Annotated in this window: 26 protein-coding genes; 12 read left to right on the forward strand and 14 right to left on the reverse strand. The window is 60.6% G+C overall.

Annotated elements, in window-relative coordinates; all coding sequences use genetic code 11:
- Positions 1–281 precede the first annotated feature (281 nt).
- Complete coding sequence (fadD1, locus tag H0Z09_RS11750) at positions 282–1973, forward strand: long-chain-fatty-acid--CoA ligase FadD1 (protein ID WP_186690692.1); 1692 nt, start codon at positions 282–284, stop codon at positions 1971–1973.
- 173 nt (positions 1974–2146) lie between these two features.
- Here fadD1 and H0Z09_RS11755 read toward each other — a convergent pair whose 3' ends face one another.
- Entirely contained in the window at positions 2147–2524 is a 378-nt protein-coding gene (locus H0Z09_RS11755) for a hypothetical protein (RefSeq protein WP_186690694.1), read from the reverse strand.
- A 201-nt stretch (positions 2525–2725) separates the two neighbouring features.
- Here H0Z09_RS11755 and H0Z09_RS11760 point away from each other — a divergent pair, with 201 nt between their 5' ends.
- The 3 genes from H0Z09_RS11760 to def all read left to right on the forward strand — a co-directional run bounded on the left by H0Z09_RS11760 (position 2726) and on the right by def (position 4580).
- Positions 2726–2911 carry a CsbD family protein gene (locus tag H0Z09_RS11760; protein WP_186690696.1) on the forward strand — a complete coding sequence of 62 codons (186 nt, stop codon included), beginning with the start codon at positions 2726–2728 and terminating at the stop codon, positions 2909–2911.
- Between the two features lie 176 nt (positions 2912–3087).
- A complete protein-coding gene (locus H0Z09_RS11765) occupies positions 3088–4044 on the forward strand; it encodes a YihY/virulence factor BrkB family protein (RefSeq protein WP_186690698.1) in 957 nt (318 codons plus the stop codon).
- Positions 4041–4580, forward strand: a complete 540-nt coding sequence (def, locus tag H0Z09_RS11770; RefSeq protein ID WP_186690700.1) for a peptide deformylase — start codon at positions 4041–4043, stop codon at positions 4578–4580. The genes H0Z09_RS11765 and def overlap by 4 nt, the downstream gene beginning before the upstream one ends.
- 127 nt (positions 4581–4707) lie before the next feature.
- On the opposite strand, the gene H0Z09_RS11775 is transcribed toward def, so the two are convergent.
- The 8 genes from H0Z09_RS11775 to H0Z09_RS11810 form a co-directional block, all read right to left on the reverse strand.
- Positions 4708–5121 carry a GNAT family N-acetyltransferase gene (locus H0Z09_RS11775; protein ID WP_186690702.1) on the reverse strand — a complete coding sequence of 138 codons (414 nt, stop codon included), beginning with the start codon at positions 5119–5121 and terminating at the stop codon, positions 4708–4710.
- A gap of 597 nt (positions 5122–5718) precedes the next feature.
- A complete protein-coding gene (locus H0Z09_RS11780; protein ID WP_186690704.1) occupies positions 5719–6210 on the reverse strand; it encodes a hypothetical protein in 492 nt (163 codons plus the stop codon).
- 143 nt (positions 6211–6353) lie between these two features.
- Positions 6354–6776 carry a hypothetical protein gene (locus H0Z09_RS11785; RefSeq protein ID WP_186690706.1) on the reverse strand — a complete coding sequence of 141 codons (423 nt, stop codon included), beginning with the start codon at positions 6774–6776 and terminating at the stop codon, positions 6354–6356.
- Between the two features lie 142 nt (positions 6777–6918).
- Complete coding sequence (locus H0Z09_RS11790) at positions 6919–8334, reverse strand: MFS transporter (protein ID WP_186690708.1); 1416 nt, start codon at positions 8332–8334, stop codon at positions 6919–6921.
- A gap of 141 nt (positions 8335–8475) precedes the next feature.
- Positions 8476–9213 (reverse strand): NAD-dependent epimerase/dehydratase family protein, encoded by a 738-nt coding sequence (locus tag H0Z09_RS11795; RefSeq protein WP_186690709.1) that lies wholly within the window; start codon positions 9211–9213, stop codon positions 8476–8478.
- A 16-nt stretch (positions 9214–9229) separates the two neighbouring features.
- Positions 9230–9862, reverse strand: coding sequence for a glutathione S-transferase family protein (locus tag H0Z09_RS11800; protein WP_186690710.1), 633 nt, complete (start codon positions 9860–9862; stop codon positions 9230–9232).
- Positions 9863–10054: 192 nt separating this feature from the next.
- Positions 10055–10285, reverse strand: coding sequence for a DUF6124 family protein (locus tag H0Z09_RS11805; protein WP_186690711.1), 231 nt, complete (start codon positions 10283–10285; stop codon positions 10055–10057).
- A gap of 383 nt (positions 10286–10668) precedes the next feature.
- Positions 10669–11700: a LacI family DNA-binding transcriptional regulator gene (locus tag H0Z09_RS11810; protein WP_186690789.1), complete on the reverse strand. Its 1032-nt coding sequence runs from the start codon at positions 11698–11700 to the stop codon at positions 10669–10671.
- 212 nt (positions 11701–11912) lie between these two features.
- Between H0Z09_RS11810 and H0Z09_RS11815 the strand changes: the two genes are divergently transcribed.
- Positions 11913–12446: a gluconokinase gene (locus tag H0Z09_RS11815; protein ID WP_186690712.1), complete on the forward strand. Its 534-nt coding sequence runs from the start codon at positions 11913–11915 to the stop codon at positions 12444–12446.
- Positions 12447–12528: 82 nt separating this feature from the next.
- A complete protein-coding gene (locus tag H0Z09_RS11820) occupies positions 12529–13881 on the forward strand; it encodes a GntP family permease (RefSeq protein WP_186690713.1) in 1353 nt (450 codons plus the stop codon).
- A gap of 160 nt (positions 13882–14041) precedes the next feature.
- On the opposite strand, the gene alaC is transcribed toward H0Z09_RS11820, so the two are convergent.
- A complete protein-coding gene (gene alaC / locus H0Z09_RS11825) occupies positions 14042–15253 on the reverse strand; it encodes an alanine transaminase (RefSeq protein ID WP_186690714.1) in 1212 nt (403 codons plus the stop codon).
- 195 nt (positions 15254–15448) lie between these two features.
- On the opposite strand from alaC, the gene H0Z09_RS11830 reads away from it, so the two are divergent.
- Positions 15449–15931 (forward strand): GyrI-like domain-containing protein, encoded by a 483-nt coding sequence (locus tag H0Z09_RS11830; protein ID WP_186690715.1) that lies wholly within the window; start codon positions 15449–15451, stop codon positions 15929–15931.
- A gap of 75 nt (positions 15932–16006) precedes the next feature.
- Here H0Z09_RS11830 and H0Z09_RS11835 read toward each other — a convergent pair whose 3' ends face one another.
- Both H0Z09_RS11835 and H0Z09_RS11840 read right to left on the reverse strand, forming a co-directional pair.
- Positions 16007–16507 (reverse strand): GNAT family N-acetyltransferase, encoded by a 501-nt coding sequence (locus tag H0Z09_RS11835; protein ID WP_186690717.1) that lies wholly within the window; start codon positions 16505–16507, stop codon positions 16007–16009.
- A 60-nt stretch (positions 16508–16567) separates the two neighbouring features.
- Positions 16568–17422 carry a LysR family transcriptional regulator gene (locus tag H0Z09_RS11840; RefSeq protein ID WP_186690720.1) on the reverse strand — a complete coding sequence of 285 codons (855 nt, stop codon included), beginning with the start codon at positions 17420–17422 and terminating at the stop codon, positions 16568–16570.
- Positions 17423–17510: 88 nt separating this feature from the next.
- On the opposite strand from H0Z09_RS11840, the gene H0Z09_RS11845 reads away from it, so the two are divergent.
- The gene (locus H0Z09_RS11845) at positions 17511–18023 is read left to right on the forward strand and encodes a multidrug/biocide efflux PACE transporter (protein WP_186690729.1); all 513 of its coding nucleotides are present in this window, start codon (positions 17511–17513) and stop codon (positions 18021–18023) included.
- Here the strand turns inward: H0Z09_RS11845 and H0Z09_RS11850 are convergent.
- Positions 17922–18680, reverse strand: coding sequence for an SDR family oxidoreductase (locus H0Z09_RS11850; RefSeq protein WP_186690732.1), 759 nt, complete (start codon positions 18678–18680; stop codon positions 17922–17924). The genes H0Z09_RS11845 and H0Z09_RS11850 overlap by 102 nt on opposite strands.
- A 106-nt stretch (positions 18681–18786) precedes the next feature.
- Here H0Z09_RS11850 and H0Z09_RS11855 point away from each other — a divergent pair, with 106 nt between their 5' ends.
- Positions 18787–19683, forward strand: a complete 897-nt coding sequence (locus H0Z09_RS11855; RefSeq protein ID WP_186690734.1) for a LysR family transcriptional regulator — start codon at positions 18787–18789, stop codon at positions 19681–19683.
- On the opposite strand, the gene H0Z09_RS11860 is transcribed toward H0Z09_RS11855, so the two are convergent.
- Positions 19680–20597 (reverse strand): LysR family transcriptional regulator, encoded by a 918-nt coding sequence (locus H0Z09_RS11860; RefSeq protein WP_186690736.1) that lies wholly within the window; start codon positions 20595–20597, stop codon positions 19680–19682. The genes H0Z09_RS11855 and H0Z09_RS11860 overlap by 4 nt on opposite strands.
- Before the next feature lie 112 nt (positions 20598–20709).
- Here H0Z09_RS11860 and H0Z09_RS11865 point away from each other — a divergent pair, with 112 nt between their 5' ends.
- The 3 genes from H0Z09_RS11865 to H0Z09_RS11875 are packed head-to-tail and all read left to right on the forward strand — an operon-like array spanning position 20710 to position 23374.
- Entirely contained in the window at positions 20710–21468 is a 759-nt protein-coding gene (locus H0Z09_RS11865) for a 5-oxoprolinase subunit PxpA (protein ID WP_186690738.1), read from the forward strand.
- 56 nt (positions 21469–21524) lie between these two features.
- The gene (locus H0Z09_RS11870; RefSeq protein ID WP_186690740.1) at positions 21525–22403 is read left to right on the forward strand and encodes an allophanate hydrolase subunit 1; all 879 of its coding nucleotides are present in this window, start codon (positions 21525–21527) and stop codon (positions 22401–22403) included.
- Complete coding sequence (locus H0Z09_RS11875) at positions 22400–23374, forward strand: biotin-dependent carboxyltransferase family protein (RefSeq protein WP_186690742.1); 975 nt, start codon at positions 22400–22402, stop codon at positions 23372–23374. The genes H0Z09_RS11870 and H0Z09_RS11875 overlap by 4 nt, the downstream gene beginning before the upstream one ends.
- Positions 23375–23460: the final 86 nt, after the last annotated feature.

Consider the following 23460-nt stretch of genomic DNA (forward strand, 5'->3'; position numbering starts at 1 on the left):
TTCTATGTCACCCTGAAAGGCCTATTCCAGAGCGTTTTCCTGGGTTATTTCGCCTTGATTTAAAGCGTGACCAAATATTGTAGGACAGTCGTGTTTATGACTGTAGGGCACTCGTTTGGCTCTAGGCGGCCCTTGGCAAAGCTGCTACTCTCGGCGCGCTTTGTGACGTCTCGGCCTGCTTGAAAGCGCCGGATTCACCTAAAAAAACATACACCAATAATAATCGCATCAAATGCGATGATGAATTCGCGTCGCTGACGTCGCTGAGGAGTGGGCTTTCCATGAACGAAGACTTTTGGAAGGATAAGTACCCCGCCGGGATTGCTGCACAAATCAATCCAGACGAGTATCCGAATATTCAGGCGGTATTGAAGCAATCCTGCCAGCGCTTCGCCAACAAACCGGCTTTCAGCAACCTGGGCAAGACGCTCACCTACGGTGAGCTGTACGAATTGTCCGGCGCCTTCGCCGCGTACCTGCAACAGCACACCGACCTGCAGCCCGGCGATCGCATCGCCGTGCAACTGCCCAACGTCCTGCAGTATCCGGTCGCCGTGTTCGGTGCCATCCGTGCCGGCCTCATTGTGGTCAATACCAACCCGCTGTACACCGCGCGGGAAATGGAACACCAGTTCAACGATTCCGGCGCCAAGGCCCTGGTGTGCCTGGCCAACATGGCGCACCTGGCGGAAAAGGTCGTGCCCAAGACCGCCGTCAAGCATGTGATCGTCACAGAAGTCGCCGACCTGTTGTCGCCGCTCAAGCGCCTGCTGATCAACAGCGTTATCAAGTACGTGAAGAAAATGGTCCCGGCGTACCACTTGCCCAAGGCGATCAAGTTCAACGATGTACTCGCCAAGGGCCATGGCCGGGCGGTCAACGAGGTCAGCCCGGCCAGCAGCGATGTGGCGGTGTTGCAATACACTGGCGGCACTACCGGCGTGGCCAAGGGCGCGATGCTCACCCACCGCAACCTGGTCGCCAACATGCTGCAATGCAAGGCGCTGATGGGGTCAAACCTCAATGAAGGGTGCGAGATCCTCATCACGCCGCTGCCGCTTTACCACATCTATGCGTTCACCTTTCACTGCATGGCGATGATGTTGATCGGCAACCACAACGTCCTGATCAGCAACCCGCGCGACCTGCCGGCGATGGTCAAGGAACTGTCGAAGTGGAAGTTCAGCGGCTTTGTCGGCTTGAACACCCTGTTCGTGGCGCTGTGCAATAACGAGGCGTTCCGCAAGCTGGACTTCTCCGCGCTCAAAGTCACGCTGTCGGGTGGCATGGCCCTGCAACTGGCGGCGGCCGAGCGCTGGAAGGCCGTGACCGGTTGCGGTATCTGCGAAGGCTACGGCATGACCGAAACTAGCCCGGTGGCCACCGTGAACCCGATCCAGCACATCCAGCTCGGCACCATCGGCATTCCGGTACCGTCCACCGTGTGCAAAGTCATCGCCGACGACGGCACCGAACTCGCGCTGGGCGAAACCGGCGAGCTGTGCGTGAAGGGCCCGCAGGTGATGAAGGGCTACTGGCAGCGCCAGGACGCCACCGACGAGATGCTCGACAGCGAAGGCTGGCTGAAGACCGGCGACATCGCGATCATCCAGCCCGATGGCTACATGCGCATCGTCGACCGCAAGAAAGACATGATCCTGGTCTCGGGTTTCAACGTGTACCCCAACGAACTGGAAGACGTGCTGGCGGGCCTGCCGGGCGTGCTGCAGTGCGCCGCCATCGGCGTGCCGGACGAGAAGTCTGGCGAACACATCAAGCTGTTCATCGTGGTCAAGCCGGGCGCTACCCTCACCAAGGAGCAGGTGATGGAGCATATGCGTGCCAACGTCACGGCCTACAAGGTGCCCAAGGCGGTGGAGTTCCGTGATGCATTGCCGACCACGAACGTGGGCAAGATCCTGAGGCGTGAGTTGCGCGATGAAGAACTGAAGAAGCTTGGTCTTAAAAAGTGATCCATAAAAAACCCGCGAAAGCGGGTTTTTTGGGGGCACTGAAGATCCTGATTTGAAATGCAATCCACTGTGGGAGCGGGCTTGCTCGCGAAAGCGGAGTGTCAGTCAATGCATGTGCAAGCTGATACACCGCATTCGCGAGCAAGCCCGCTCCCACAGTTTTGACCGCGTTCTTACAGGGAGAACTGCGCGAAGCTGATGCCGGCCCCGGCCGGGCGCACATCCTTGAGGAACGAGTCCTTGTCGGCGCTCAGCTCCAGGGTGATCTCGGGCTTGCGCTTGCCCGCATTGCGCACCACCAGCCCTTCGAGGTTCTCACGCAGGAACGCCGTCGGCACCTTAAGGTGCAGCAGTTGGTCAGTCTCGGCGTTGTGCATCAACAGATGGATCCATTCGAACTGGCCCACGGCGATACGGCCCAGCGGCAGGTCGAACCACCAGATGTTGCGCTTGGGGTCCAGGTCGGTGAAGTGGCAGTTGTTGACGCCGAGTACGGCACCGCCCAGTTCGGTGTTTCTGCGGGCGATGGCCTGTGCTTTATTGAGTTTCATAACCTTCCTACGGGATCTGTTATTCAGCGTTATAGCCTGAATGTGCCGGGCATTCTCGTGGGTTGGCCGCAAAACATAAAGCCCAAACTGCTGCTGACGATGAAATGCTCGCCTTGAAAATAATTGAAACTCTGGCGCTTCGCTTCAGGTCAACCGCTACGTAGTGACCAAAACCATTTGATTGTTATCAGGAGTAATACCATGGGCAGCACTTCCGATAAGGTAAAAGGCATGGCTAACGAAGCCGTCGGTAACGTCAAGCAAGGTGTCGGCAAAGCCACGGATAACGACAAACTGCAGGTTGAAGGCGTGATTCAAGAGAAGAAAGGCGAAGCGCAGCAAGCCGTTGGCAAGACCAAGGATGCAGTCAAGAAAGCGACCGAATAAGGCGCTTCGGCTGGCTCACCCCAGCAGCCCGACGGCCATCCACGGATGGCCGTTTTTGTATCCGCTTGTGCAACTAAACTTTCGCAATTGTTTCAAAGTCGCCAAATGGGCTACTTTGATGTAGAAAACGGCCCCTGAGTCGCCCCAACTCAACCTTTGCGGCGAAAGGAGACGCTATGATTTTCCCCGTACTCGCTGGTCTGAAGCTGCATAAGGTGCTGGTGCGCACCGTCAAGGAATTCGTCGATGACGAAATGCCCACCTATGCCTCGGCGCTGGCCTACCAGATGCTGTTCTCGCTGTTTCCCTTCCTGCTGTTCCTGATTGCGCTGATCGGTTTCCTGCATTTGCCGGACTTCTTCAGCTGGTTGCGGATGCAGTCCGAGCTGGTGTTGCCGCCCCAGGCCCTGGAGCAGGTCAACCCCGTGATTGACCAGTTGCAGCAGTCCAAGGGTGGCTTGCTGTCGGTGGGTATCGTGATTGCATTATGGACGGCGTCGGCCGGCGTGCGCCTGATGATGAGCGCGATGAATGCCGCCTACGACGTGGTCGAAGGCCGGCCGATCTGGAAGCGCTTTCCGCTGTCGATTTTCTACACGGTCGGCATCGCCGGCATGTTGCTGGCAGCCGCTGCATTGATGGTGCTTGGCCCGCAGGTGATGGAGTGGATCGCCGCGCAGATCGGCATGCAGGAGTTCATGGTCACCCTGTGGACCATCGTGCGCTGGCCGTTGATCGTGATCCTGCTGATGTTTGCCGTGGCCCTCATGTACTACGTGATGCCGGACGTCGAGCAGGAGTTCCGCTTCATCACCCCTGGCTCGGTGCTGGCGGTGGTGGTCTGGATCGTGGCGTCCCTGGGTTTTGGCTACTACGTCAAGACCTTTGCCGACTACAACGCCATGTATGGCAGTATCGGCGCGATCATTGTGCTGCTCCTGTACTTCTATATTTCTGCCGCCGTGCTGTTGCTGGGCGCGGAGATGAATGCCGTGATCGAACACATGTCGGCCGAAGGCAAAAACGCAGGTGACAAGCACATCGATGACCCTGAGCCCATAGAAAAGCAGCATGTCTCCGGCCTGGCCCGAGACCATTCCCTGAAGACCAACCCCTCCGAGCCTGACCGATGATCCGTGAAATCCTGAAAATGGGCGATGAACGCCTGCTGCGTATCGCGCCACCGGTTCCGCCCGAAATGTTCGACAGCCCCGAGCTGTGGCAATTGATCGATGACATGTTCCAGACCATGGAGCACGTGGGCGGCGTTGGCCTGGCCGCGCCGCAGATCGGTGTTGACCTGCAATTGGTGATCTTCGGTTTCGAGGCCAGCGAACGCTACCCCGATGCGCCGCCGGTGCCGCAGACCATTCTGATCAACCCGCTGATCACGCCACTGAGCCCGGTGCTGGAAGAGGGTTACGAAGGTTGCCTGTCCGTGCCCGGCCTGCGTGGCGCCGTGGACCGTTACCAGCAGATTCGTTACGAAGGTTTCGATCCGAAGGGCGAACCTATCGTGCGTTTCGCCGATGGCTTCCATGCGCGAGTGGTGCAGCATGAATGCGATCACTTGATCGGCCGGCTGTACCCGTCGCGGATTACCGATTTCAGCAAATTCGGGTTTATCGACGTGATGTTTCCAGAGCTGGATCCCGCCGTAGACGAATAACCTTGAGTCATGCCGAGATTAAACATGTGGGAGCGGGCTTGCTCGCGAAAGCGATGGGTCAGTCATTAATGTATCCACTGACCCACCGCATTCGCGAGCAAGCCCGTTCCCACATTAGGTTCAGTGTTCAACCGGCTGCCAAACCCATCGCAATCATCGGCTTATTACGCCTGTAACGCACCAGCCGCTCGCTGAGGGATTGCGGCAACACGGTGTCCTGGGAGAACCCCATGCGCCGGTACAACCCTTCCAGGTCAGGGTGGCACAGCAGCCATACCGTGCCGTCAACATCAGCCACCGCCTCGCCAATCAACCGCGACGCCAAGCCCTGGCCGCGGTAGGCCGGGTCGACAAACACTCCGGTCAACCACTGCCCACCCACCACCGGCGTCAGGCACAACCCCGCCACAATCCCATCCGCCCGCGCCACCCACAAACGCCCGCCCTTGAGCGCCTTCATCGACGAATTGTGGCTGCGGTAAAACTTGTTCAGCAGCGGCCACAAAGGCTCTGCCAGCGGTTCGAGGTTCAATTCAGGCATGGTGTTCAGGCAGGCGTTATCAAGGGGGGCAGATTATAAGCGCCTTGAGCCGGGCAATAGGTGTTATACCCTGTGCTTCATCCCCGTTAGTGGAGTACGCATCATGGCCAAAGGTATGGATTCAAAGAAAGCCGCGAAGAAAAAACCGGCAAAGACCGCCGATGAAAAACGCGCCGACAAAAAGACCAAGAAATCCGAGGCAGGCCTGTTCGGGCACTGAGCCCCCTGACCGTTCCCCTTCAGCGTTTTGTTAACGATGGCGACGGGACCCGTGGCCTCGCAGTTGTAGCCAACACATTGTCAATCTGGTAACCCAGTCAATGTGTGGCTTGTCTGCGATAGCCATAGGTATCTACACAACTTCAGAGACTGACAATTCCCTGTAGTGAGCGGGCTCGTCCCGCGCTGGGTGGCGAAGCCGCCCCAATAAAGACACCGCGCAGTTTCAGAAAAACCCAATCCGCCTGGTTTGGGGCCGCTTCGCAGCCCAGCGCGGGACAAGCCCGCTCACTACAAAGATGTGTAGATACCTATGGCCATCGCAGGCAAGCCAGCTCCCACAAAAACCAAGTTTGAACATTTGATCAGCGCTGAGGCTTAGATCGCGGCCAGGGTTTCTTTCACCGCCTGCGCCTGCGGGTCTACGGTTTTCGCGGCTACCTGCTGCTCTTGCTGCTGCTTCAACCGCTCGGCCACCTGTTTGGAAATCGCGTCCTGCTTTTCCTGGGACATGCTCTGCACATCCGCCTCGGTCAGCCCCTGTTCCTTGAGCAACTGCTCACGGATATGTTCGGCCGGGGACTTGCTCATGTAATCGGTGAACTCAGTGCGCGCCGAAGACGCGGCATTGGTCGCCGGCACATCCGCAGTGCTCGTCTGCAACTGCACGCGAGTCTTGGCGAAGGCTTCGTCGATACGGTCGGTGGCCTTGTCCAGTTCCTTCTGCGCGGCCGGTACGATCGTGCTTTGCTGGGCCGCTTGCAGGGCACCGCTGTACAGCGCGCTGGCGGCGGCGTTGGCCGGATCCATGTCGGGGCGCTTGATCTGTTGAACGGTCGACATGGCTTGGGTGTTGTTGTTAACCAGCATGATCGGTTACCTGGGGAAATGTTCGGTGCCACAGGTGGAGCAAATAGCGTGCCGATGGCGAACCCTTGTGTTTACGGGACGCTTCAAGATTAAAGCGGCAATCAGTGGTCCTGTGAGGCCAACTGTTGCCGCCGGTGCCCTGTTCATACGGAATGGATATCAAATGACCCCTCGAACGAACGCTCAGTGCCATCAACGTCGGCCAATACGTTAAATTTACCCGATACGAAGCCCCTTTGTGCATCAAAGGTGAGTAACTCGAGTACGCCATTTTTGGCGCGATAGGATGTTCGCTGACCACTGCTTGCTTGACGAAAATAGGCCACGATTACATCGTCGGGAAAGGGTTTTGGTACGGGGATCGGTCCCAGCGGCGCGTCGTTGGGAAAGTTGATTTGAACTCCTATTGAATTGCCATTCGCAGTAGGCTGTAGTCCATAAATAGTGATGCCTCTCGAGCCCGTGGGTGATTGGCGATAATCAACGGCCGTGGTATCTACATCTCCCTCGAAGCCTGTGGATTTAAACCAGCCCTTCGAGGCCTTTTCATCATTGTTCTGCGCCATGTCATGCTCCTCGCGTTCAATAACGGCGTTTCCCTATGGATTCGCCTGTTAACAGTACAACGTCGGTAGGAGGCGAGGTCTACTGTCAGAGATGACAGTAATTTCAGGGAAGTGACGGGCGGTCAGATTACTGATGACGTAATCATTGGGCGATATTTTCCAGCGCCAGGTTGCGCGTGCGCGGGCCGAACCAGCTGATGGTGATCATCACGATCAACATGCTGCTGGCAATGAACGCCAGCACCCCCGGCGTGCCCAGGTGTTCGAGGATAAAGCCGATCAACAGGCTGCTGAACACCGTGGACAAGCGGCTGAACGAATAGCAGAAGCCTACCGCCCGTGCACGGATATTGGTGGGGAACAGTTCACTTTGATACGAGTGATAACTGAAACTCAGCCACGCGTTGCAGAAGGTGATCATCACTCCGCAAAACACCAGGCCCACCGCCGTGGTTTGCAGGGCGAACAGGCTGCCGAAGATCACCGCGCCCAGGGCCGAGCCGACGATCTGCCATTTGTTTTCAAAGCGATTGGCCACTTTCACAAACAGCAGCGGCCCCAGCGGGTAGGCCAGGGTGATGATGAAGGCGTAGAGCAAGCTGTGGGTCACGCTGACCCCCTGGCCCGACAAGAGCGCCGGCAGCCAGTTGCCGAAGCCGAAAAAGCCGATGGCCTGGAACACGTGAAACACGATCAGCATCAACGCGCGGCGGCGGTAGGGCGGTTGCCAGATATCGGCAAAACGGCCGCTGCCCTGCACGCTGACGGCTTCGGGTTCTGGGGCATCCAAGGGCTTGCCGTGATCTTTCAGACAGCGCGCCTCCAGACTGTCCATGATCGCATCGGCTTGCTCGAAACGGCCCTTTTGCGCCAGCCAACGCGGTGATTCCGGCAGGCGTTTGCGCAGTTGCCAGATGAACAGCGCAAATACCGCGCTGATTAGCACCACCCAGCGCCAGCCGGAGACCCCGAACGGCGCTTGCGGCACCAGCCACCACGACATCAGCGCCACGGCCGGCACCGACAGAAACTGAATAAAAAACGCAAAGGCAAACGCCGAGCTGCGCATGCGCTTGGGCACCAGTTCCGAGAGGTAGGCGTCGATGGTGACCAGCTCGATGCCTAGCCCGATGCCCACCAGAAAGCGCATGCAGATGATGCCCAGGGCGGACGTCTGGATGCCCATCAACACTGTGGCAACGGTGTACCAGATCAACGCGAAGGTGAAGATCGCCCGGCGCCCGAAGCGGTCGGCGATGGGGCTGAGCAGGCTGGCGCCAAGGAACAGGCCCAGGAAGGTCGCGGAGGCGAACGCAGCCTGATCGGAGAAGCCAAATACGCCTTGGCTGCCGGTGTGGAAAATCCCGTCGCTGATCAGGCCGGGGCTGATGTAGGCGGTCTGGAACAGGTCATACAGCTCGAAAAAGCCGCCAATCGACAGGAGCGCTACCAGGCGCCAGACCGTAGCAACGGCGGGCAGGCGGTCGATGCGTGCGCTGATATGGGCGGCACGGATCGGGTCGATCCCGTCCGTGGCAGCGTGGGTAATCGTGGACATAGGGAGCGATTCCAGGGGTAGTTGCCTGGAATCTTAGCGGGCTAAGGGAAATCGATGCTTGTGAAATCGAGTGTGTCTGGCTGCCTATTCACCGATTTATTGCGCAAAGTCTTTTTATTCCAACGTTTTATGGCGCAGCGATTAATAAGTGATTGGAACCTCGAAACTCTGAAAAGCATCGTCAACCGGTTGATAACCCAACACCCGCGTGGTTTCGCTCAAGTCCAGGCGCTTGAAGCGGTTGTTGGAAATGCCATGGGCGATCAGGTGTTTCACACCCTCGGCCTCCACCGAACGTTGCAGCAACTGCACCGCATCCCGTGGGCTGAGCCAGGCGCTGAGGTCGCGGGCGTTGTTGAGGTCGTGGGTCTCGGGGAATTCGAAGGCGCCGATGCGCAACGCAATCGTCGACAGCGCGGTTTTCGCCGCATACAAACCGCACAGCGCCTCGCCGTAGCATTTGCTCACGCCGTACAGGTTGGCGGGCATGACCTGCATGCCGGGCGTGATTTGCCGGTCCACCGGGTAGCCCTCAATGGTTTGCGCGCTGCTGGCGAACACCAGGCGTTTTACACCCGCCGCCACGGCGGCTTCGAACAGGTAAGTGGTGGCGAGGATGTTGTTGGGCAGTAATTCGTCGAACGAGGCGCTGGCGTGGGGAATGCCCGACAGGTGCACGATCACGTCGATGCCGTCGAGCAGGGCGCCCAGGCATGATTTATCGCTGAGGTCGGCGTGCACGAAGCGGTGCTCGCCCACCTCGAAGCCCGGCGCGATACGGTCGGTGAGGGTGAAGCGGTAGCGGTCTTTCGAGGCTTCGAAAAACGTCTTGCCGATTCTGCCGCAGGCGCCGGTGAGCAGTACGTTGAGTCCTTTCACGGTTTATTCCTTGTTGTCAGTTGTGACCGTCGAGGGCGAAGGTCTGGAAGCCTTTGTGCTGGCTCAAGCGCTGGTAATAAGCCGCAACGGCCGGGTAGGGCGGGCGCTGCATGGGAGTCATCTGCCAGCGGTGCACCGAGAGGCCGACCAGGATGTCGGCGAGGGTGAATTCATCGCCCGCCACATAGGCGCCAGTGCGCGCAAGCTGCTGTTCCAAAATGCCCATCTTGTCATTCCAGACCTGCACGGCGGCGGCTATTTGCGCTGCGTCCAGGCCGTCCGGGTTGTTGCGCACCAGAGCCGGGAAGGCATCGCCCCAGGCGCGATTGAGTTCGGTGGCTTGCCAGTCCATCCATTGCTCGACCTGCGCGCGTGGCGCGGGCTCGATGGGCAGCAAGTCGTGACGTTGGTAGAGGCCGACGAGGTAGCGGCAGATGGTGTTGGATTCCCAGAGCACGCCGTGGTCGTCGATCAGCACCGGCACCTGGGCGTTGGGGTTCAGCGCGAGGAATTCGGCCGATTGGGTGGGCTTGAAGCCGATGCCCCAGTCTTCGCGCACATAGTCGATGCCCAGTTCCTGGCAGGTCCAGAGGACTTTGCGCACATTGATGGAAGAGGCGCGGCCCAAGATTTTCAGTGAGTGTCCCATGGTGCTTCTCTGTGCGGTGAAGAGGAGAACAATCTAGCAGGGGTCACAAGCGACGGCGATATTTCCAAGCGAGCACGGTTAAAATGTGGGAGCGGGCTTGCTCGCGAATGCGGTGGGTCAGCCAGCTGATTTTTTGCTGACCCACCGCATTCGCGAGCAAGCCCGCTCCCACATTTCTGACCGCGCAGGGCTTTAGCAGCGTGGTGTGTGTTGGTCCATGGCTTTGCCCACCAGCAAGATGGATAGCTCACTCAACTGATGAATGGCTAAGGCCACATCGCGGTGTTTGCCGGTGAGGTCTTCGGACAGGTCGAGCAACAAGGTACTGACGGAGCAGACGGTTTCGTAGCTGTTGATCAGCAGGGTTTCGGTAGAGGAGCCGGGGATGACAGTGAAGAGGGTATGCGTGGGGATGCTTTGCATTGTTGAAGTACCTGATTTGGGCTGATACCTCATCGCTACTAAACGAGGGTGGCAGCTGTACGCAGGTTAGTAGACCGGTATCCCACACAAACCCGGCGCACCCGAAGGCGCCCTGCGCACAGCCACCATCAAGCATCGACAGGCTCATGCATCTTGTGTGGGAAGCCGGGCTACTAAACCCGATCACCGAGAAATTCAGCGACCGGCCAACCTTAGAGACCCACCCCCAGGCGCACAAGCCAGCGGATTCTGACGTAGGCGTAGGCAACCGGGCAAGGCGCTTACCGCAATGTCAGCCGCGTCCTACAGCGCGTCCTACATGTCGAGCTGGCACGGTAAACCTGTGGGAGCTGGCCTGCCTGCGATTGTGTTCCGCTTGACGGTCAGGTGCTCTCCCGCACCTGCAACTCGAACCCCATATCCACCACCGGCTTGGCGATCTTGTTACCCGCCATCATCGTCAGCAGATGCTCCGCCGCACGCCGGCCGATCGCTTCGCGCGGCGTGCTGATGCTGCTCAGGCGCGGCACCATGAACGACGACGCCGGCAAGTCGTTGAAGCCCAGCACCGCCACCTGCTCCGGCACCTTGATGCCATGGCGCAGGGCTTCGAGCAGTGCACCTTGGGCCAAGTCATCGTTGCCGAAGAAAATCGCATCCACGTCCGGATGCGCCGCCAGCAATTGCAGGAACAATTCGCCACCCAGGCCCACGGAGGAGGGCCTTGGAGTGAGCAGTTCCAGCGCCGGGTCATACAGGCCGGCCTGTTGCAGCGCACGGCGGAATCCTTCGCCACGCAACAAGGTGCGCTGGTCCAGCTGTGCGCCGATATACGCCAGGCGCTTGCGCCCACGGGACAACAGATGCGCCGCCGCCGTCTCACCTGCCGCCAACTGCGAAAAGCCCACGCAGTTCACGCCGGCATTGGGGTCCAGGTCCATCATGTAGACGCACGGCACGTTGCTCGCCTCGACCATCCGTCGGGCGCTTTCGGTGCGGTCAAACCCGGTCAGCAGCAACCCGCGTGGCTGGTAGGCCATGTAATTGCGCAGCAGGTTTTCTTCTTCATCGCGCGAATAGTGAAAGTTGCCGATCAGCACTTCAAAGCCCTTGGGCCGCAGCACTTGGTGGATCGCTTCGAGAGTTTCGATAAACAACAGGTTGGACAACGACGGCACCAACACCACCACCGAATGGCTCTGGGCCGAGGCCAGCGCTCGAGCGGCGGGGTTGACCACGTAGTTGAGTTCGGCGGCGGCGAGCTGCACTTTTTTCACAAGCTCCGTGGCCACGGTGCTGATGCCGCGCAAGGCGCGGGAGGCAGTGATGGGGCTGACGCCGGCCAGGCGTGCGACTTCATTGAGGGTGGGGCGACCGGTGGTGCGAGTATTTTTATCGTTCTTGGAGGTCATCAGGCGGCTTGCCAAACAAAAATCGAGGCACTAAGGTAGCGCTGTCTCCAAACGGCTGCAAATGCTTGAACGTCGGGTTGCCTGATCCCGTTCAAATGATTGGAGCGGATGCACGCGTCACTCCATAAAAAAAGACAAGACGGCGCGGGAAAAGCCTGTTTTTGCACTAGCCTTACACTGTGCAAAGGTAGCGCTATCTGCGTCCTGAGGTGTTTATGAGTCAACCTGTTACTGCCCTGGTCATCATGGGTGTTGCCGGCTGTGGCAAAACCAGCGTCAGCGAGGCCCTGTGCCGTCTGAACGGCGCCACCGCCATCGAAGGCGACAGCTTTCACCCTGCCGCGAACATCGAAAAGATGAGCGCCGGCCACCCCCTCAACGACGACGACCGCGCCGGCTGGCTCGACATCCTCTGCGATGAACTGCGCCGTTCGCTCAAGGCGGGCGAGCACCCCGTACTTACCTGCTCAGCCCTCAAGAAGAAATACCGCGACCACCTGCGCGAAGCCGCACCGGGCCTGGGCTTTGTCTTCCTGGAGCTGACCCGCGAAGTCGCCGCCGACCGCGTGTCCCATCGCCCCGGCCATTTCATGCCGGCCAGCCTGATCGACAGCCAGTTCGCTACCCTGGAATCGCCCAAGGGCGAGCCGCTGACCCTGGCGCTCAACGCCAGCGAAGACAGCGTCGAGGAACTGGCCGAGCAAACCAACGCCTGGTGGCTGCAGCACGGTTTTGAACCAACCCGATAATTTTTTGCCGGAAAGATAGCGCTGTCCCCGGCAGGAAATTCAACACCCGCTTTAATAACAACAACAAACAGGAGAGACCCCCATGTTTGGCATGTCCCACGAGTCTTATCTGCTGCTAGATGCAGTGGTTACCATCATTGGGCTGATCGTTCTGATCACCAAGTTCAAGGTGCACCCGTTCATTGCATTGATCATTGCGGCCGGCTTCCTCGGCCTGACCTCGGGCATGCCCGTGGAAAAAATCATCAAGGCGTTCCAGGACGGCTTCGGCGGGGTGCTCGGCTTTGTCGGCATCATCCTCGCGCTGGGCACCATGCTCGGCAAGATGATGGCCGAATCCGGCGGCGCCGATCAGATCGCGCAAACGCTGATCCGCGCCTTCGGCAAGGAAAAAGTCCAGTGGGCGATGATGTTCGCCGCCTTCCTGGTGGGCATCCCGCTGTTCTTCGAAATCGGCTTCGTGCTGCTGATCCCGCTGGTGTTCATCGTCGCGCGCCGCACCGGCGTGTCGCTGATCAAGATCGGCATTCCGTTGCTGGCCGGCCTGTCGGCGGTGCACGGCCTGGTGCCACCGCACCCGGGCCCGCTGTTGGCCATCGGCGTGTTTGGCGCGGACATCGGCAAGACCATCCTGTACGGCCTGATCGTCGCCCTGCCGACCGCCATCATCGCCGGTCCGATCTTCGGTACCTTCATTGCCAAGTACATCCCGGGCAACCCGTCCCAGGAACTGGTCGACCAACTGGCCCGCGAGACCGATAACAAATCGCTGCCAAGCTTTGGCATCACCCTGGTCACCGTGCTGCTGCCGGTGTTCCTGATGTTGCTCAAAACCTTCGCCGACATCGCGTTTGCCGAAGGCCACGTGTTGCGCAACTGGATGGACATGATCGGTCACCCGATCAGCGCCTTGCTGCTGGCCTTGCTGTTGTCGCTGTACACCTTCGGCCATCGCCAGGGTATCCACTCCAAACAGATCCTCAAGCTGCTCGACGCCAGCCTGGCGCCGACCGCGGCGATCATCCTGATCATCGGTGCCGGCGGCGGTTTCAAGCAGATGCTGGTGACCAGCGGCGTGGGCGACGTGATCGGCCATATGGCGGTGAACGCGCAGATCAACCCTATCCTGCTGGCGTGGCTGGTGGCGGCGGTGATTCGTATTGCCACCGGTTCGGCCACCGTGGCGACCATCACTGGCGCAGGCATCGTGGTGCCGGTGGTGGGGATGATTCCGGGGGTCAACCGTGAACTGCTGGTGCTGGCGACGGGGGCGGGTTCGTTGATTTTGTCGCACGTCAACGATGCCGGGTTCTGGCTGGTGAAGCAGTACTTCAACATGACCGTGGCCGAGACGTTCAAGACGTGGACGGCGATGGAGACGATTCTGTCGATCGTGGCGCTGATCTTTATCATGCTGTTGTCGTTGGTGGTTTAACAGACACACCATGAAGCTGGGGTGAAAACCCAATCCAAATGTGGGAGCGGGCTTGCTCGCGAAGGCGGTGAATCAGTCGCTAAATATAGTGACTGACATACCGCATTCGCGAGCAAGCCCGCTCCCACATGTTTAACCATATTCCTACAGGGGAATCTGCTTAGGCCTTAGTGACCAACCCATCCACCCTGAACATCCCGCGAATTCCGCGCACCGCCTGGCGAATCCGGTCCTGGTTTTCGATCAGCGCAAAGCGCACATGATCATCGCCATACTCCCCAAAGCCGATCCCCGGCGACACGCACACCTTGGCTTCCAGCAGCAGCTTCTTGGCAAATTCCAGCGAGCCCATGGCGGCGTACTGCTCGGGGATTTTCGCCCACACGTACATCGACGCCTTCGGGTTCTCGACCATCCAGCCCAGCTCATGCAGGCCCTTGACCAGCACATTGCGGCGCTGGCGGTATTGCTCGGCGATGTCTTTCACACACTGCTGGTCGCCTTCGAGCGCCGCAATCGCCGCTACCTGTAACGGGGTGAAGGTGCCGTAGTCGTGGTAACTCTTGATCCGCGCCAGGGCGTTGACCAGTTCCGGGTTGCCTACCATGAAGCCGATGCGCCAGCCGGCCATGTTGTAGCTCTTGGACAGGGTGAAAAACTCCACCGCAATGTCCTTGGCGCCCGGCACTTGCATGATGGATGGCGCTTTCCAGCCGTCGTACACGATGTCGGCGTAGGCCAGGTCGTGGATCACCAGCACATCGTATTGCTTGGCCAGCGCGATCACGCGTTCGAAGAAATCCAGCTCCACGCACTGCGCAGTGGGGTTGGACGGGAAACCGAGGATCATCATCTTCGGCTTGGGGATCGAGCCGCGAATCGCGCGCTCCAGTTCGGCGAAGAAATCCACGCCCGGCACCAGCGGCACCGAACGCACCTGCGCGCCGGCAATCACTGCACCGTAGATATGAATCGGGTAGCTGGGGTTGGGCACCAGCACCGTGTCGCCCTGATCCAGGGTGGCCAGCATCAAGTGCGCCAGGCCTTCCTTGGAACCGATGGTCACGATGGCCTCGGTTTCCGGGTCGATATCCACTTCGTAGCGGTCTTTGTACCAGCGCGAAATCGCCCGGCGCAGCCGCGGAATGCCTCTGGAGGTGGAATAGCCGTGGGTGTCCTCACGCTGGGCGACTTGCACGAGTTTTTCGACAATATGCGGCGGCGTGGCGCCGTCGGGGTTGCCCATGCTCAAGTCGATGATGTCTTCGCCGCGCCGACGCGCAGCCATCTTCAGCTCGGCAGTGATATTGAACACGTAAGGGGGGAGTCGATCGATGCGCGCAAAGCGGCGCGGCGAACCTTGTTCGGCCATTGTTGCCTCGAAGTACGTAAGCGCCCGGAACCGTCCGAGCGACGTTGGCCACTGCGGTGGCCTGCGGGGCAGACAATACGGTCGATGATGGCCAGTTGTCCAGATGCGTAGGAAAATTTTCTGCATGGAGTGCAGCGCGGATATGCCCCTATACTCGATGCGGGTTTGTGCCCTCATAAGAAGGAGACTGTTCGTATGGATCAGCAGACAAAACAACCGCTGGAGCCACGCATGGAAGCCGGCAAGGCCATGGTGATCGCCGGCGTACAGGGGCGTTATTCAAAGGCTACCGTGGGCGATATCCCTAAACTGTGGGAGTTGTTCGACACGTGCATCAAGGACATCAAGAAGCGCGTTGGCGGTGTGACGTATGGCGTTTGCCATAACCCCAGGCAGGGCGAATTCGACTACATCGCCGGGGTAGAGGTACCCACCAAAGCCGACGTACCCAGCAATTTCGAATCTATTGAAATTCCGCCGCTCAACTACGCCGTGTTCCCCCATTACGGGCCCGTGCAGCAGCTAGCGCAGACGTACGAACGCATCATGTTCGAGTGGCTGCCGCATTCGGGCTATAAGGTGATGGGCGCGGATTTCGAGCGCTACAGCGCGGATTTCGATGGGCGCAAGGGCACGGGGACGGTGGAGATCTGGGTGCCTGTGGGCGAAAGGGGCTGACTTAGTGCTGCAGGAACCGGCAAGGACCAAGCGACGCGCCGGTTCCGCAAACAGCGCTTAATCCTGGGATGGGCGTCAAGCCTCACTGGTAAATGTCCACCTTAGCCTGCGCTCATACCCAATCCGTCCCCTGTAAGCCTCGCCGCTATCCACCCATCCAGCCCCTAGATACAACCTCATCGCGGCCACATTGTCCGCATCCACCGACAATTCCAGCGCCTTGATCTGCGGCCACGCTTGCAATGCCGCCGCGGGCAACGCCTGCAGGCAGGCCTTGCCGAAGCCGCGGCCTTGCTGATGCCGATCCACCTGCAAGGCGTGCAAGGTGGCGCTGTGTTCATCCGCCCAATGGGGCAGGCAAGGCGGGCGTTTGAGCAGCAGGAAGGCCACGGGCAGATCGTCGGCGAGCAGGGCGAAGCCTTTGATGCCAGCGGGATTGGGGTTGACCAGCAGGCTGTTCAGCGCGCAATAGATATCACCGGAGTACGGCAGTTGCTCGGGATGCACTTGCAGGGTGTCGAGTTGCTGTTTCTGTACGAGGCTGAGCGTCTCATAGGGAACGAGGCGGGTTTCCATCGGGGGCGTGTCCGAAATCCTACAAAGAGGCCTGGATTCTAACGGGTTTGTCGAAGACGCTCACTCCAGCATCGCGTTCAACAACCAACTCCCCGCCGGCCCGGGTGGATGCTGGCGAGACCACAACGCATCCACCGCCACCGCACGTGGCCAGCCGCGGGCCTTGAGCTCCACCAGGCGGTCGCCGCCAAACCGTTCGACCAGCCAGCGCGGGATCGGCGCCCAACCGAAGCCCAATTGCGCCATCTCCAACAGCATCAAGTAACTGGGCGCCGACCATACGCGGCCGGTGGCGCGGGTTTCATTCGGGTTGAGAATGCTGGCCAGGCGCAATTCACGGTGCTGCTGCAAAGCCTGCGCGGTGATGTTGCGCAGGCCGGCGAGCGGATGGCCTGGGGCCACGAACAAGGCGATTTCGGTGCGTTCCTCGACGGGCGAACCGGTCAGGTCCGGCGGGTAATCGGCCTGCTGTTCGATAAAGGCGATCTGCGCCCGGCCGCTTTGCACCAAGGCGATCAAGTCATCGCATTCGGCGATCAGACACTCGAGTTCAAGGTCCGGGTAGCGCTGTTCAAAGGCGCTGAGGGTGCTTTCGAAACGGTCGGACTGATAAGTATCCGACATGGCGATACTCAGCTTCGGCTCCAGCCCATGGGACAACTGGTTCGCCGCCAACTCAAGGCGACTGTTGGCCTCCAGCACCTGCTCGGCGCGTTGCAGCAACACATGACCGGCCGGGGTCAGCGTGGGCTTGCGGCTGCTGCGGTCGAACAACAGCACATTCAGGTCAATCTCCAGGCTTGCCACCGCCGCGCTGACGGTGGATTGGCTCTTGCCCAGCTTGCGCGCCGCCGCGGAAAACGAGCCTTGGGTGGCCGCCTGGACAAACGCCTGCAGCACTTCGTGGGAGGCCATGACTATCGCCTTGGTCGATGGTTATTAATTATGAAGTATCGATGCACAGGGTAATGATGGCAACCGTCATCACCCACGGAGCCCCGTCATGAACCCGCTCAAATCGACAAAAGAACGTGTTTGCCAAGCCATTGGCTTCGAGGCCCTGGCCTTGTTGATCTGCACCCCAATGCTGGCGTGGATCATGGACAAACCCGCGATGGAGATGGGCCTGGTCACCCTGGCGATCAGCCTGCTGGCGCTGACCTGGAACGTGATCTTCAACGGCCTGTTCGACCGCTTCAAGGCGCGCTTGCACCTGGCCACCAACGGCTGGACGCGCACGTTGCATGCGCTGCTGTTCGAAGGTGGCCTGATCCTGGTGTGCGTGCCGTTGATTGCGGCGTGGTTGAACATCAGCCTGTTGCAGGCGTTCATCCTCGACATCGGCGTGTTGCTGTTCTTCCTGCCGTACACCTATGTCTACCACTGGGGTTATGACGTGCTGCGTGAAGGGCTTTTACAAAAACATGCCGCCCGACGCTTCGATCCGCTGCCCGGTGATCCAATGGCTGGCGTCGGCCAACACGCTGGCGATGGCGCCGCCGATATCGTCCGGTAAGCCGGCGCGGCCCAGGGCGGTGTTGTTGGCTACCATGCCGTTGAGGGCCGCATTGTCGCGTACGGCGCCGCCGCCGAAATCGGTTTCGATGGCGCCGGGGGCAAGGATGTTGACGCTGATGCCGCGCGCGCCAAGCTCTTTGGCCTGGTAGCGGGTCAGCACTTCCATCGCGCCTTTCATCGCCGCGTAAGCCGCATAGCCGGGCAGGCTGAAGCGCGCCAGACCGCTGGAAATGTTGAGGATACGCCCCGCGTCGCGGATCAACGGCAGCAGTGTCTGGGTAAGGAAAAACGGCCCCTTGAAGTGGACCGCCACCAAGTGGTCGAACTGGGCCTCGGTGGTCTCGGCGAAACTGGCGTGAATGCCGATGCCTGCGTTGTTGACCAGGAAATCGAAATGCTCCTGTGCGAACACGTCCTTGAGCACGCCGGCCACCTCATGGGCGAAGTCACCGAAGGTTGCGCTCTGGCCCACGTCCAGCTTCAACATCGCGGCGCGGCCACCGAGTTGCTCGATCTGCGCGACAACCGCCTGCGCTTCATCCGCCTTGCTGTGGTAGGTGCCGATGATGTCAACGCCTTGGGCCGCCAGGTGCAGCGCGGCGCTCTTGCCCAGGCCGCGGCTGGCGCCGGTGATCAGTGCGATTTTACGGGTCATGGTGGGTGCCTTCGATCAGTGAGAGTGAAACAAGTGTATTTGTCCGGCCACGACGTGATAAACAGCGCTATACCGGAATCACTGGCCGGATAAGGCGAACAATCCCATGAACAAGCTTGAGCTGTTGCGCACCTTCGTGCGTGTCACCGAACTGTCGAGTTTCACCGCCGCCAGCGACAGCCTGGGCCTGCCGCGCTCCACGGTGTCCGAGCATGTGCAGGCGCTGGAAGAACTGCTCGGCGCGCGCCTGTTGCAGCGCACCACGCGCACGGTGCAGGCGACCCAGGATGGCCGCGTGTTGTACGAGCGCAGCAAGGATCTGCTGGCGCACATGGAGGAACTGGAAGGTTTGTTTCGCCAGGATGAAGCGCAACTGAACGGGCGCATTCGCGTGGACATGCCTAACGTGATGGCGCGCGAACTGATCCTGCCGCGCCTGCCGTCGTTCATGGAAGCGCACCCGCTGATCGCCCTGGAGATCAGTAGCTCCGACCGTCAGGTGGACCTGATCGCCGAAGGGTTTGACTGCGTATTGCGGGTCGGCGCCCAGCCTGACCAAACGGTAGTGGCCCGGCGGGTGTGCAGCATGCCGATGGTCAACTGCGTCAGCGCCGGGTACCTCAAGCGCTACGGCCGACCCGAGACGCTGGCCGACCTGGCGCAGCATCAGTTGGTGCACTATGTGCGGCCATTGGGCGCGCGCTCGGCGGGGTTCGAATACCAGCATGGCAACAAAGTGCAGCGGGTGGCGATGGCGGGGCGTGTCACCGTGAACAGTACCGATGCCTACCAGGCCGCGTGCCTGGGCGGTTTCGGTATCACCCAGGTGCCGTTGCTGGGCATTCGCGGGTTATTGGCCAGCGGTGAGCTGGTGGCGGTGCTGCCGGATTACCCGGCACCGCCGTTGGATGTGTCGCTGCTCTACGCCGGTCAACGGCATTTACCGTTGCGGGTGCGGGTGTTCATGGATTGGCTCGCCGCGACGTTGCAATCCCAGCTCTAGCGCCGCGCCGACAATTGCTGCGGCGCGAGGAAGGCGTCGTGGAAGTAATCGCGCACCGCCTGCATCGCCGGGGTGAACGCACGCTCGCGGTGCCAGGCCAGCCCCACGCTCATTGGCGTGACCGGGTCGGTAACCGTCAGGGTTTCAATGCGCTTGCCTTCCAGGGACCAGGGGCGGTGCACCAGGTCTGACAGGATCGCCACGCCACTGCCATTGGCGACCATGCTGCGCACGGCTTCCACCGAACTGGTGCGCAAGCGCACCTTGGGCGTTTGCCCGGCCTGTTCCCAATAGCGCATGGCACTGTGTTCGGCTTCGTCGACGGTGAGCAGGATATAGGGTTCCCGGGCCACATCGGCCAGGCTCACCGCGCCGCGCTCGCACAAGGGGTGATGGCTGGGCAGCCACAGGCGGCGTTCGGAATTGAACAGGATTTCCGAGACGATCGCCGGGTGGGTGAGGTTGGCGGTGAGCACCACTGCCATGTCGAGCTGGCCGTCGAGCAAACCTTGCTCGATGGCCTGGCGCTCTTGCTCGAACACTTCGATGGTCACATCCGGGTGCCAGTGTTCCAGGCGCTGCAAATGGTGGGGCAGGAAGTAGCCGAGCACCGTGTAGCTGGCGGCCAGACGCAACACGCCGCGGGCGCGGTAGTCGGGCAGCGGGCTATTGAGCGCGTCATCGACGCTGCGCAGGATCACATAGGCCCGGTTGAGAAAATGCCGGCCGGCGTCGGTCAGGTTCATGCCCTGGGCCGAGCGCACAAACAGTTGCACGCCGAGCATCGCCTCCAGCTCCTTGATCGCCGTGGTCACCGCCGACTGGGAGATGTTCAGGTGGATGGCCGCCTGGGAAATCTGGCCGATCTCGGCGGTGGCGACGAAATAACGGACTTGGCGCAAGGTCAGGGACATCTGCCGCTCCGGGCTATCTGATTTTCAGAAGATGGGCCATCTGATAATAGATCTTCCCAAGGGGTCAAGCCGCAGCCTACTTTTCCTGCATCACCCAGGCGGAGCGACTTCAATGCAGGCAGTGGATTTCAACTCAGACATGGGCGAAGGCTTCGGCCCCTGGACCATCGGTGATGGCGTCGACGCCGAACTGATGGCCTATATCAGCTCGGCCAATATCGCCACCGGCTTCCACGCCGGCGATCCCGGCACCATGCGCCGCACGGTCGAACGCGCCAAGCAATTGGGCGTGGCCATCGGTGCGCATCCGGGGTTCCGGGACCTGGTCGGCTTTGGTCGTCGCCACATCAACGCGCCGGCCCGGGAATTGGTGGACGACATGCTCTACCAGCTCGGCGCCCTGCGTGAAATCGCCCGTGCCCAGGGCGTGCCCCTGCAACACATCAAGCCCCATGGCGCGCTGTATATGCATCTGGCCCGCGACGAAGAGGCGGCGCGGCTGTTGGTGCAAAGCCTGCAGATCGTCGAGCCGACGCTGTTGCTGTACTGCATGCCGAACTCGGTAATCTGGCGTGTCGCCAAGGAGCTGGGGCAGCCGATGGTGCGCGAGTTCTATGCCGACCGTGAGTACGACCTCACCGGTTCCATCGTGTTTACCCGCAACGTGCGCGCGCTGGACCCTGCGGCGGTGGCGGCGCGTGTCTTGCGCGCCTGCCAGAGCGGGCTTGTGCGTACCGTGGAAGGCGAAGACCTGTTTATCCAGTTCGATTCCATCTGCCTGCACAGCGACACGCCCGGCGCGTTGGAGCTGGTGGAAGCCACCCGCGAAGCGCTGGACCAGGCGGGAATTGCGGTCAGGGCACCCCAATAAGATCGATCCATCACTTTTTTGCCTGCCTTTCTACAATGATTCCAAGAGGAACAGACATGGCTGAAACGTCCCCCATCCGCTACAGCTTCGGCGGTGATGAACACCTGTTTGCCGAGGTCAGCGAGAGCATGTCCCTGGAGGCCTTTTTCAAAGGCATGGCGGTGACCCGCGCCGTGGAGCGCCTGGCGCTGGAAGGCGTGCTGGATGTGTGCCTGGCCAACGCGTCGTTCCAGATCCGCTTCGACCCCGACCGCATCGCGCCCCATGCGCTGCTGGACGCGGTGCAGACCGCCGAAGCCCAGGCCGTGGCCGAACGCACCTTGCATACGCGCATTATCGAAATCCCGGTGCTCTACAACGACCCGTGGACGCACGAAACCCTCATGCGTTTTCGCGACCGTCATCAAGACCCCAGCGGCACCGACCTGGAGTATGCCGCCCGCATCAATGGCCTGGCCGATGTCGACGCGTTTATCGCCGCCCACAGCGGCGCGCCGTGGTTTGTGTCGATGGTCGGCTTTGTCGCGGGATTGCCGTTCATGTTCCAGATGGTCGAACGCGAGCGCCAATTGCAGGTGCCCAAATACCTGCGCCCGCGCACCGACACGCCGAAACTCACCCTCGGCCACGGCGGCTGTTTTAGTTGCATTTATTCGGTGCGCGGCGCCGGTGGTTACCAGATGTTCGGCGTGACCCCGGCGCCGATCTACGACCCGGCGCAGCAACTGGCCTACCTCAAGGAACACATGGTGTTCTTCCGCCCCGGCGATATCGTGCAGTTCAAACCGATCGAGCGCGATGCCTACGACCTGGCCATCGCCGACGTGGACGCGGGACGTTTCGATTTGCGCATCCGTGCAGTGGAATTTTCCCTCGATGCCTTTCTCGCCGACCCCGTGGGTTATCCGAAAACCCTGCAGGAGGCGCTTGCATGATCAAGGTCCTCAAACCCGGCCTGGCCACCTCCGTGCAGGACCTTGGCCGCGAAGGCTATTACCACTTGGGTATCCCGCCGTCGGGCGCCTTGGACCAGTACGCCTTGAGCGCGGCCAACCACCTGGTGGGCAATCCGCTGGGCGCGGCGGGGCTGGAGTGCACATTGATTGGCCCCGAACTGGAGTTTCAACAGGATTCCTTGGTGGCGCTCAGCGGCGCGCTGATGTCGCCGCGCCTGGACGGCGACGTGGTGCATCAGGACACCGCCTTCCACGTGCGGGCCGGGCAGGTGTTGCGCTTTGAATTCCCCAGGGCCGGCGCGCGGACCTACCTGGCGGTGGCCGGTGGTATCGACGTGCCGCTGGTGCTCGGCAGCCGCTCGACTTACACCCTTGGCGCGCTCGGTGGGTTCCACGGTCGGCGCTTGCAGGAGGGCGATCTATTGCCCATCGGTGAGGCCAGCGACACGGGCCGCGCGGGCAACAGCCTGCCGATGGCGTTGCGCCGCTCGGTCGGCGGCGATGTGACCCTGCGCGTGGTGCCGGGGCTGTATTACGAGCGGCTGACGGAGGCGGCCAAACGCAGCTTTTTTGCCGAACCCTGGACGGTAGGCTCCGAGGCCGACCGCATTGGCTATCGGTTCAAGGGCGGCAGTGCGCTGGGCTTCCAGCCGCGTGAGCAGCCGTTTGGCGCGGGATCGGACCCGTCGAACATCGTCGACAGTTGCTACCCGATCGGTTCGATTCAGGTACCGGCGGGTCTGGAGCCGATTGTGCTGCACCGGGACGCGGTTTCGGGCGGCGGCTACGCGATGATCGGCACGGTGATCAGTGCCGACCTGGACCTGATCGGGCAGATGCAGCCGAACCAGCGGGCGGGGTTTGTGGCGGTGACGCTGGAAGAGGCGTTGGAGGCGCGGCGGGTGTACAAGAAGCGCCTCAAGGCAATGGCTGGGCTCTTCATCCACTGAATAGAGGCAACACCCATGTGGGAGCTGGCTTGCCTGCGATAGCTATTTGTCAGTCCCCCTTGCAGGGCCTGATATACCGCTATCGC

It is taken from the genome of Pseudomonas sp. SWRI18, assembly GCF_014268345.1.
Lineage (GTDB): Bacteria > Pseudomonadota > Gammaproteobacteria > Pseudomonadales > Pseudomonadaceae > Aquipseudomonas > Aquipseudomonas cedrina.

Excerpts from the sequence above, each read along its gene's own strand:
- fadD1 (WP_186690692.1), top strand. The coding sequence starts at position 282 with ATGAACGAAGACTTTTGGAAGGATAAGTACCCCGCCGGGATTGCTGCA.
- H0Z09_RS11755 (WP_186690694.1), bottom strand. The coding sequence starts at position 2,524 with ATGAAACTCAATAAAGCACAGGCCATCGCCCGCAGAAACACCGAACTG.
- H0Z09_RS11760 (WP_186690696.1), top strand. The coding sequence starts at position 2,726 with ATGGGCAGCACTTCCGATAAGGTAAAAGGCATGGCTAACGAAGCCGTC.
- H0Z09_RS11765 (WP_186690698.1), top strand. The coding sequence starts at position 3,088 with ATGATTTTCCCCGTACTCGCTGGTCTGAAGCTGCATAAGGTGCTGGTG.
- def (WP_186690700.1), top strand. The coding sequence starts at position 4,041 with ATGATCCGTGAAATCCTGAAAATGGGCGATGAACGCCTGCTGCGTATC.
- H0Z09_RS11775 (WP_186690702.1), bottom strand. The coding sequence starts at position 5,121 with ATGCCTGAATTGAACCTCGAACCGCTGGCAGAGCCTTTGTGGCCGCTG.
- H0Z09_RS11780 (WP_186690704.1), bottom strand. The coding sequence starts at position 6,210 with ATGCTGGTTAACAACAACACCCAAGCCATGTCGACCGTTCAACAGATC.
- H0Z09_RS11785 (WP_186690706.1), bottom strand. The coding sequence starts at position 6,776 with ATGGCGCAGAACAATGATGAAAAGGCCTCGAAGGGCTGGTTTAAATCC.
- H0Z09_RS11790 (WP_186690708.1), bottom strand. The coding sequence starts at position 8,334 with ATGTCCACGATTACCCACGCTGCCACGGACGGGATCGACCCGATCCGT.
- H0Z09_RS11800 (WP_186690710.1), bottom strand. The coding sequence starts at position 9,862 with ATGGGACACTCACTGAAAATCTTGGGCCGCGCCTCTTCCATCAATGTG.
- H0Z09_RS11805 (WP_186690711.1), bottom strand. The coding sequence starts at position 10,285 with ATGCAAAGCATCCCCACGCATACCCTCTTCACTGTCATCCCCGGCTCC.
- H0Z09_RS11815 (WP_186690712.1), top strand. The coding sequence starts at position 11,913 with ATGAGTCAACCTGTTACTGCCCTGGTCATCATGGGTGTTGCCGGCTGT.
- H0Z09_RS11820 (WP_186690713.1), top strand. The coding sequence starts at position 12,529 with ATGTTTGGCATGTCCCACGAGTCTTATCTGCTGCTAGATGCAGTGGTT.
- alaC (WP_186690714.1), bottom strand. The coding sequence starts at position 15,253 with ATGGCCGAACAAGGTTCGCCGCGCCGCTTTGCGCGCATCGATCGACTC.
- H0Z09_RS11830 (WP_186690715.1), top strand. The coding sequence starts at position 15,449 with ATGGATCAGCAGACAAAACAACCGCTGGAGCCACGCATGGAAGCCGGC.
- H0Z09_RS11835 (WP_186690717.1), bottom strand. The coding sequence starts at position 16,507 with ATGGAAACCCGCCTCGTTCCCTATGAGACGCTCAGCCTCGTACAGAAA.
- H0Z09_RS11840 (WP_186690720.1), bottom strand. The coding sequence starts at position 17,422 with ATGGCCTCCCACGAAGTGCTGCAGGCGTTTGTCCAGGCGGCCACCCAA.
- H0Z09_RS11845 (WP_186690729.1), top strand. The coding sequence starts at position 17,511 with ATGAACCCGCTCAAATCGACAAAAGAACGTGTTTGCCAAGCCATTGGC.
- H0Z09_RS11850 (WP_186690732.1), bottom strand. The coding sequence starts at position 18,680 with ATGACCCGTAAAATCGCACTGATCACCGGCGCCAGCCGCGGCCTGGGC.
- H0Z09_RS11855 (WP_186690734.1), top strand. The coding sequence starts at position 18,787 with ATGAACAAGCTTGAGCTGTTGCGCACCTTCGTGCGTGTCACCGAACTG.
- H0Z09_RS11860 (WP_186690736.1), bottom strand. The coding sequence starts at position 20,597 with ATGTCCCTGACCTTGCGCCAAGTCCGTTATTTCGTCGCCACCGCCGAG.
- H0Z09_RS11865 (WP_186690738.1), top strand. The coding sequence starts at position 20,710 with ATGCAGGCAGTGGATTTCAACTCAGACATGGGCGAAGGCTTCGGCCCC.
- H0Z09_RS11870 (WP_186690740.1), top strand. The coding sequence starts at position 21,525 with ATGGCTGAAACGTCCCCCATCCGCTACAGCTTCGGCGGTGATGAACAC.
- H0Z09_RS11875 (WP_186690742.1), top strand. The coding sequence starts at position 22,400 with ATGATCAAGGTCCTCAAACCCGGCCTGGCCACCTCCGTGCAGGACCTT.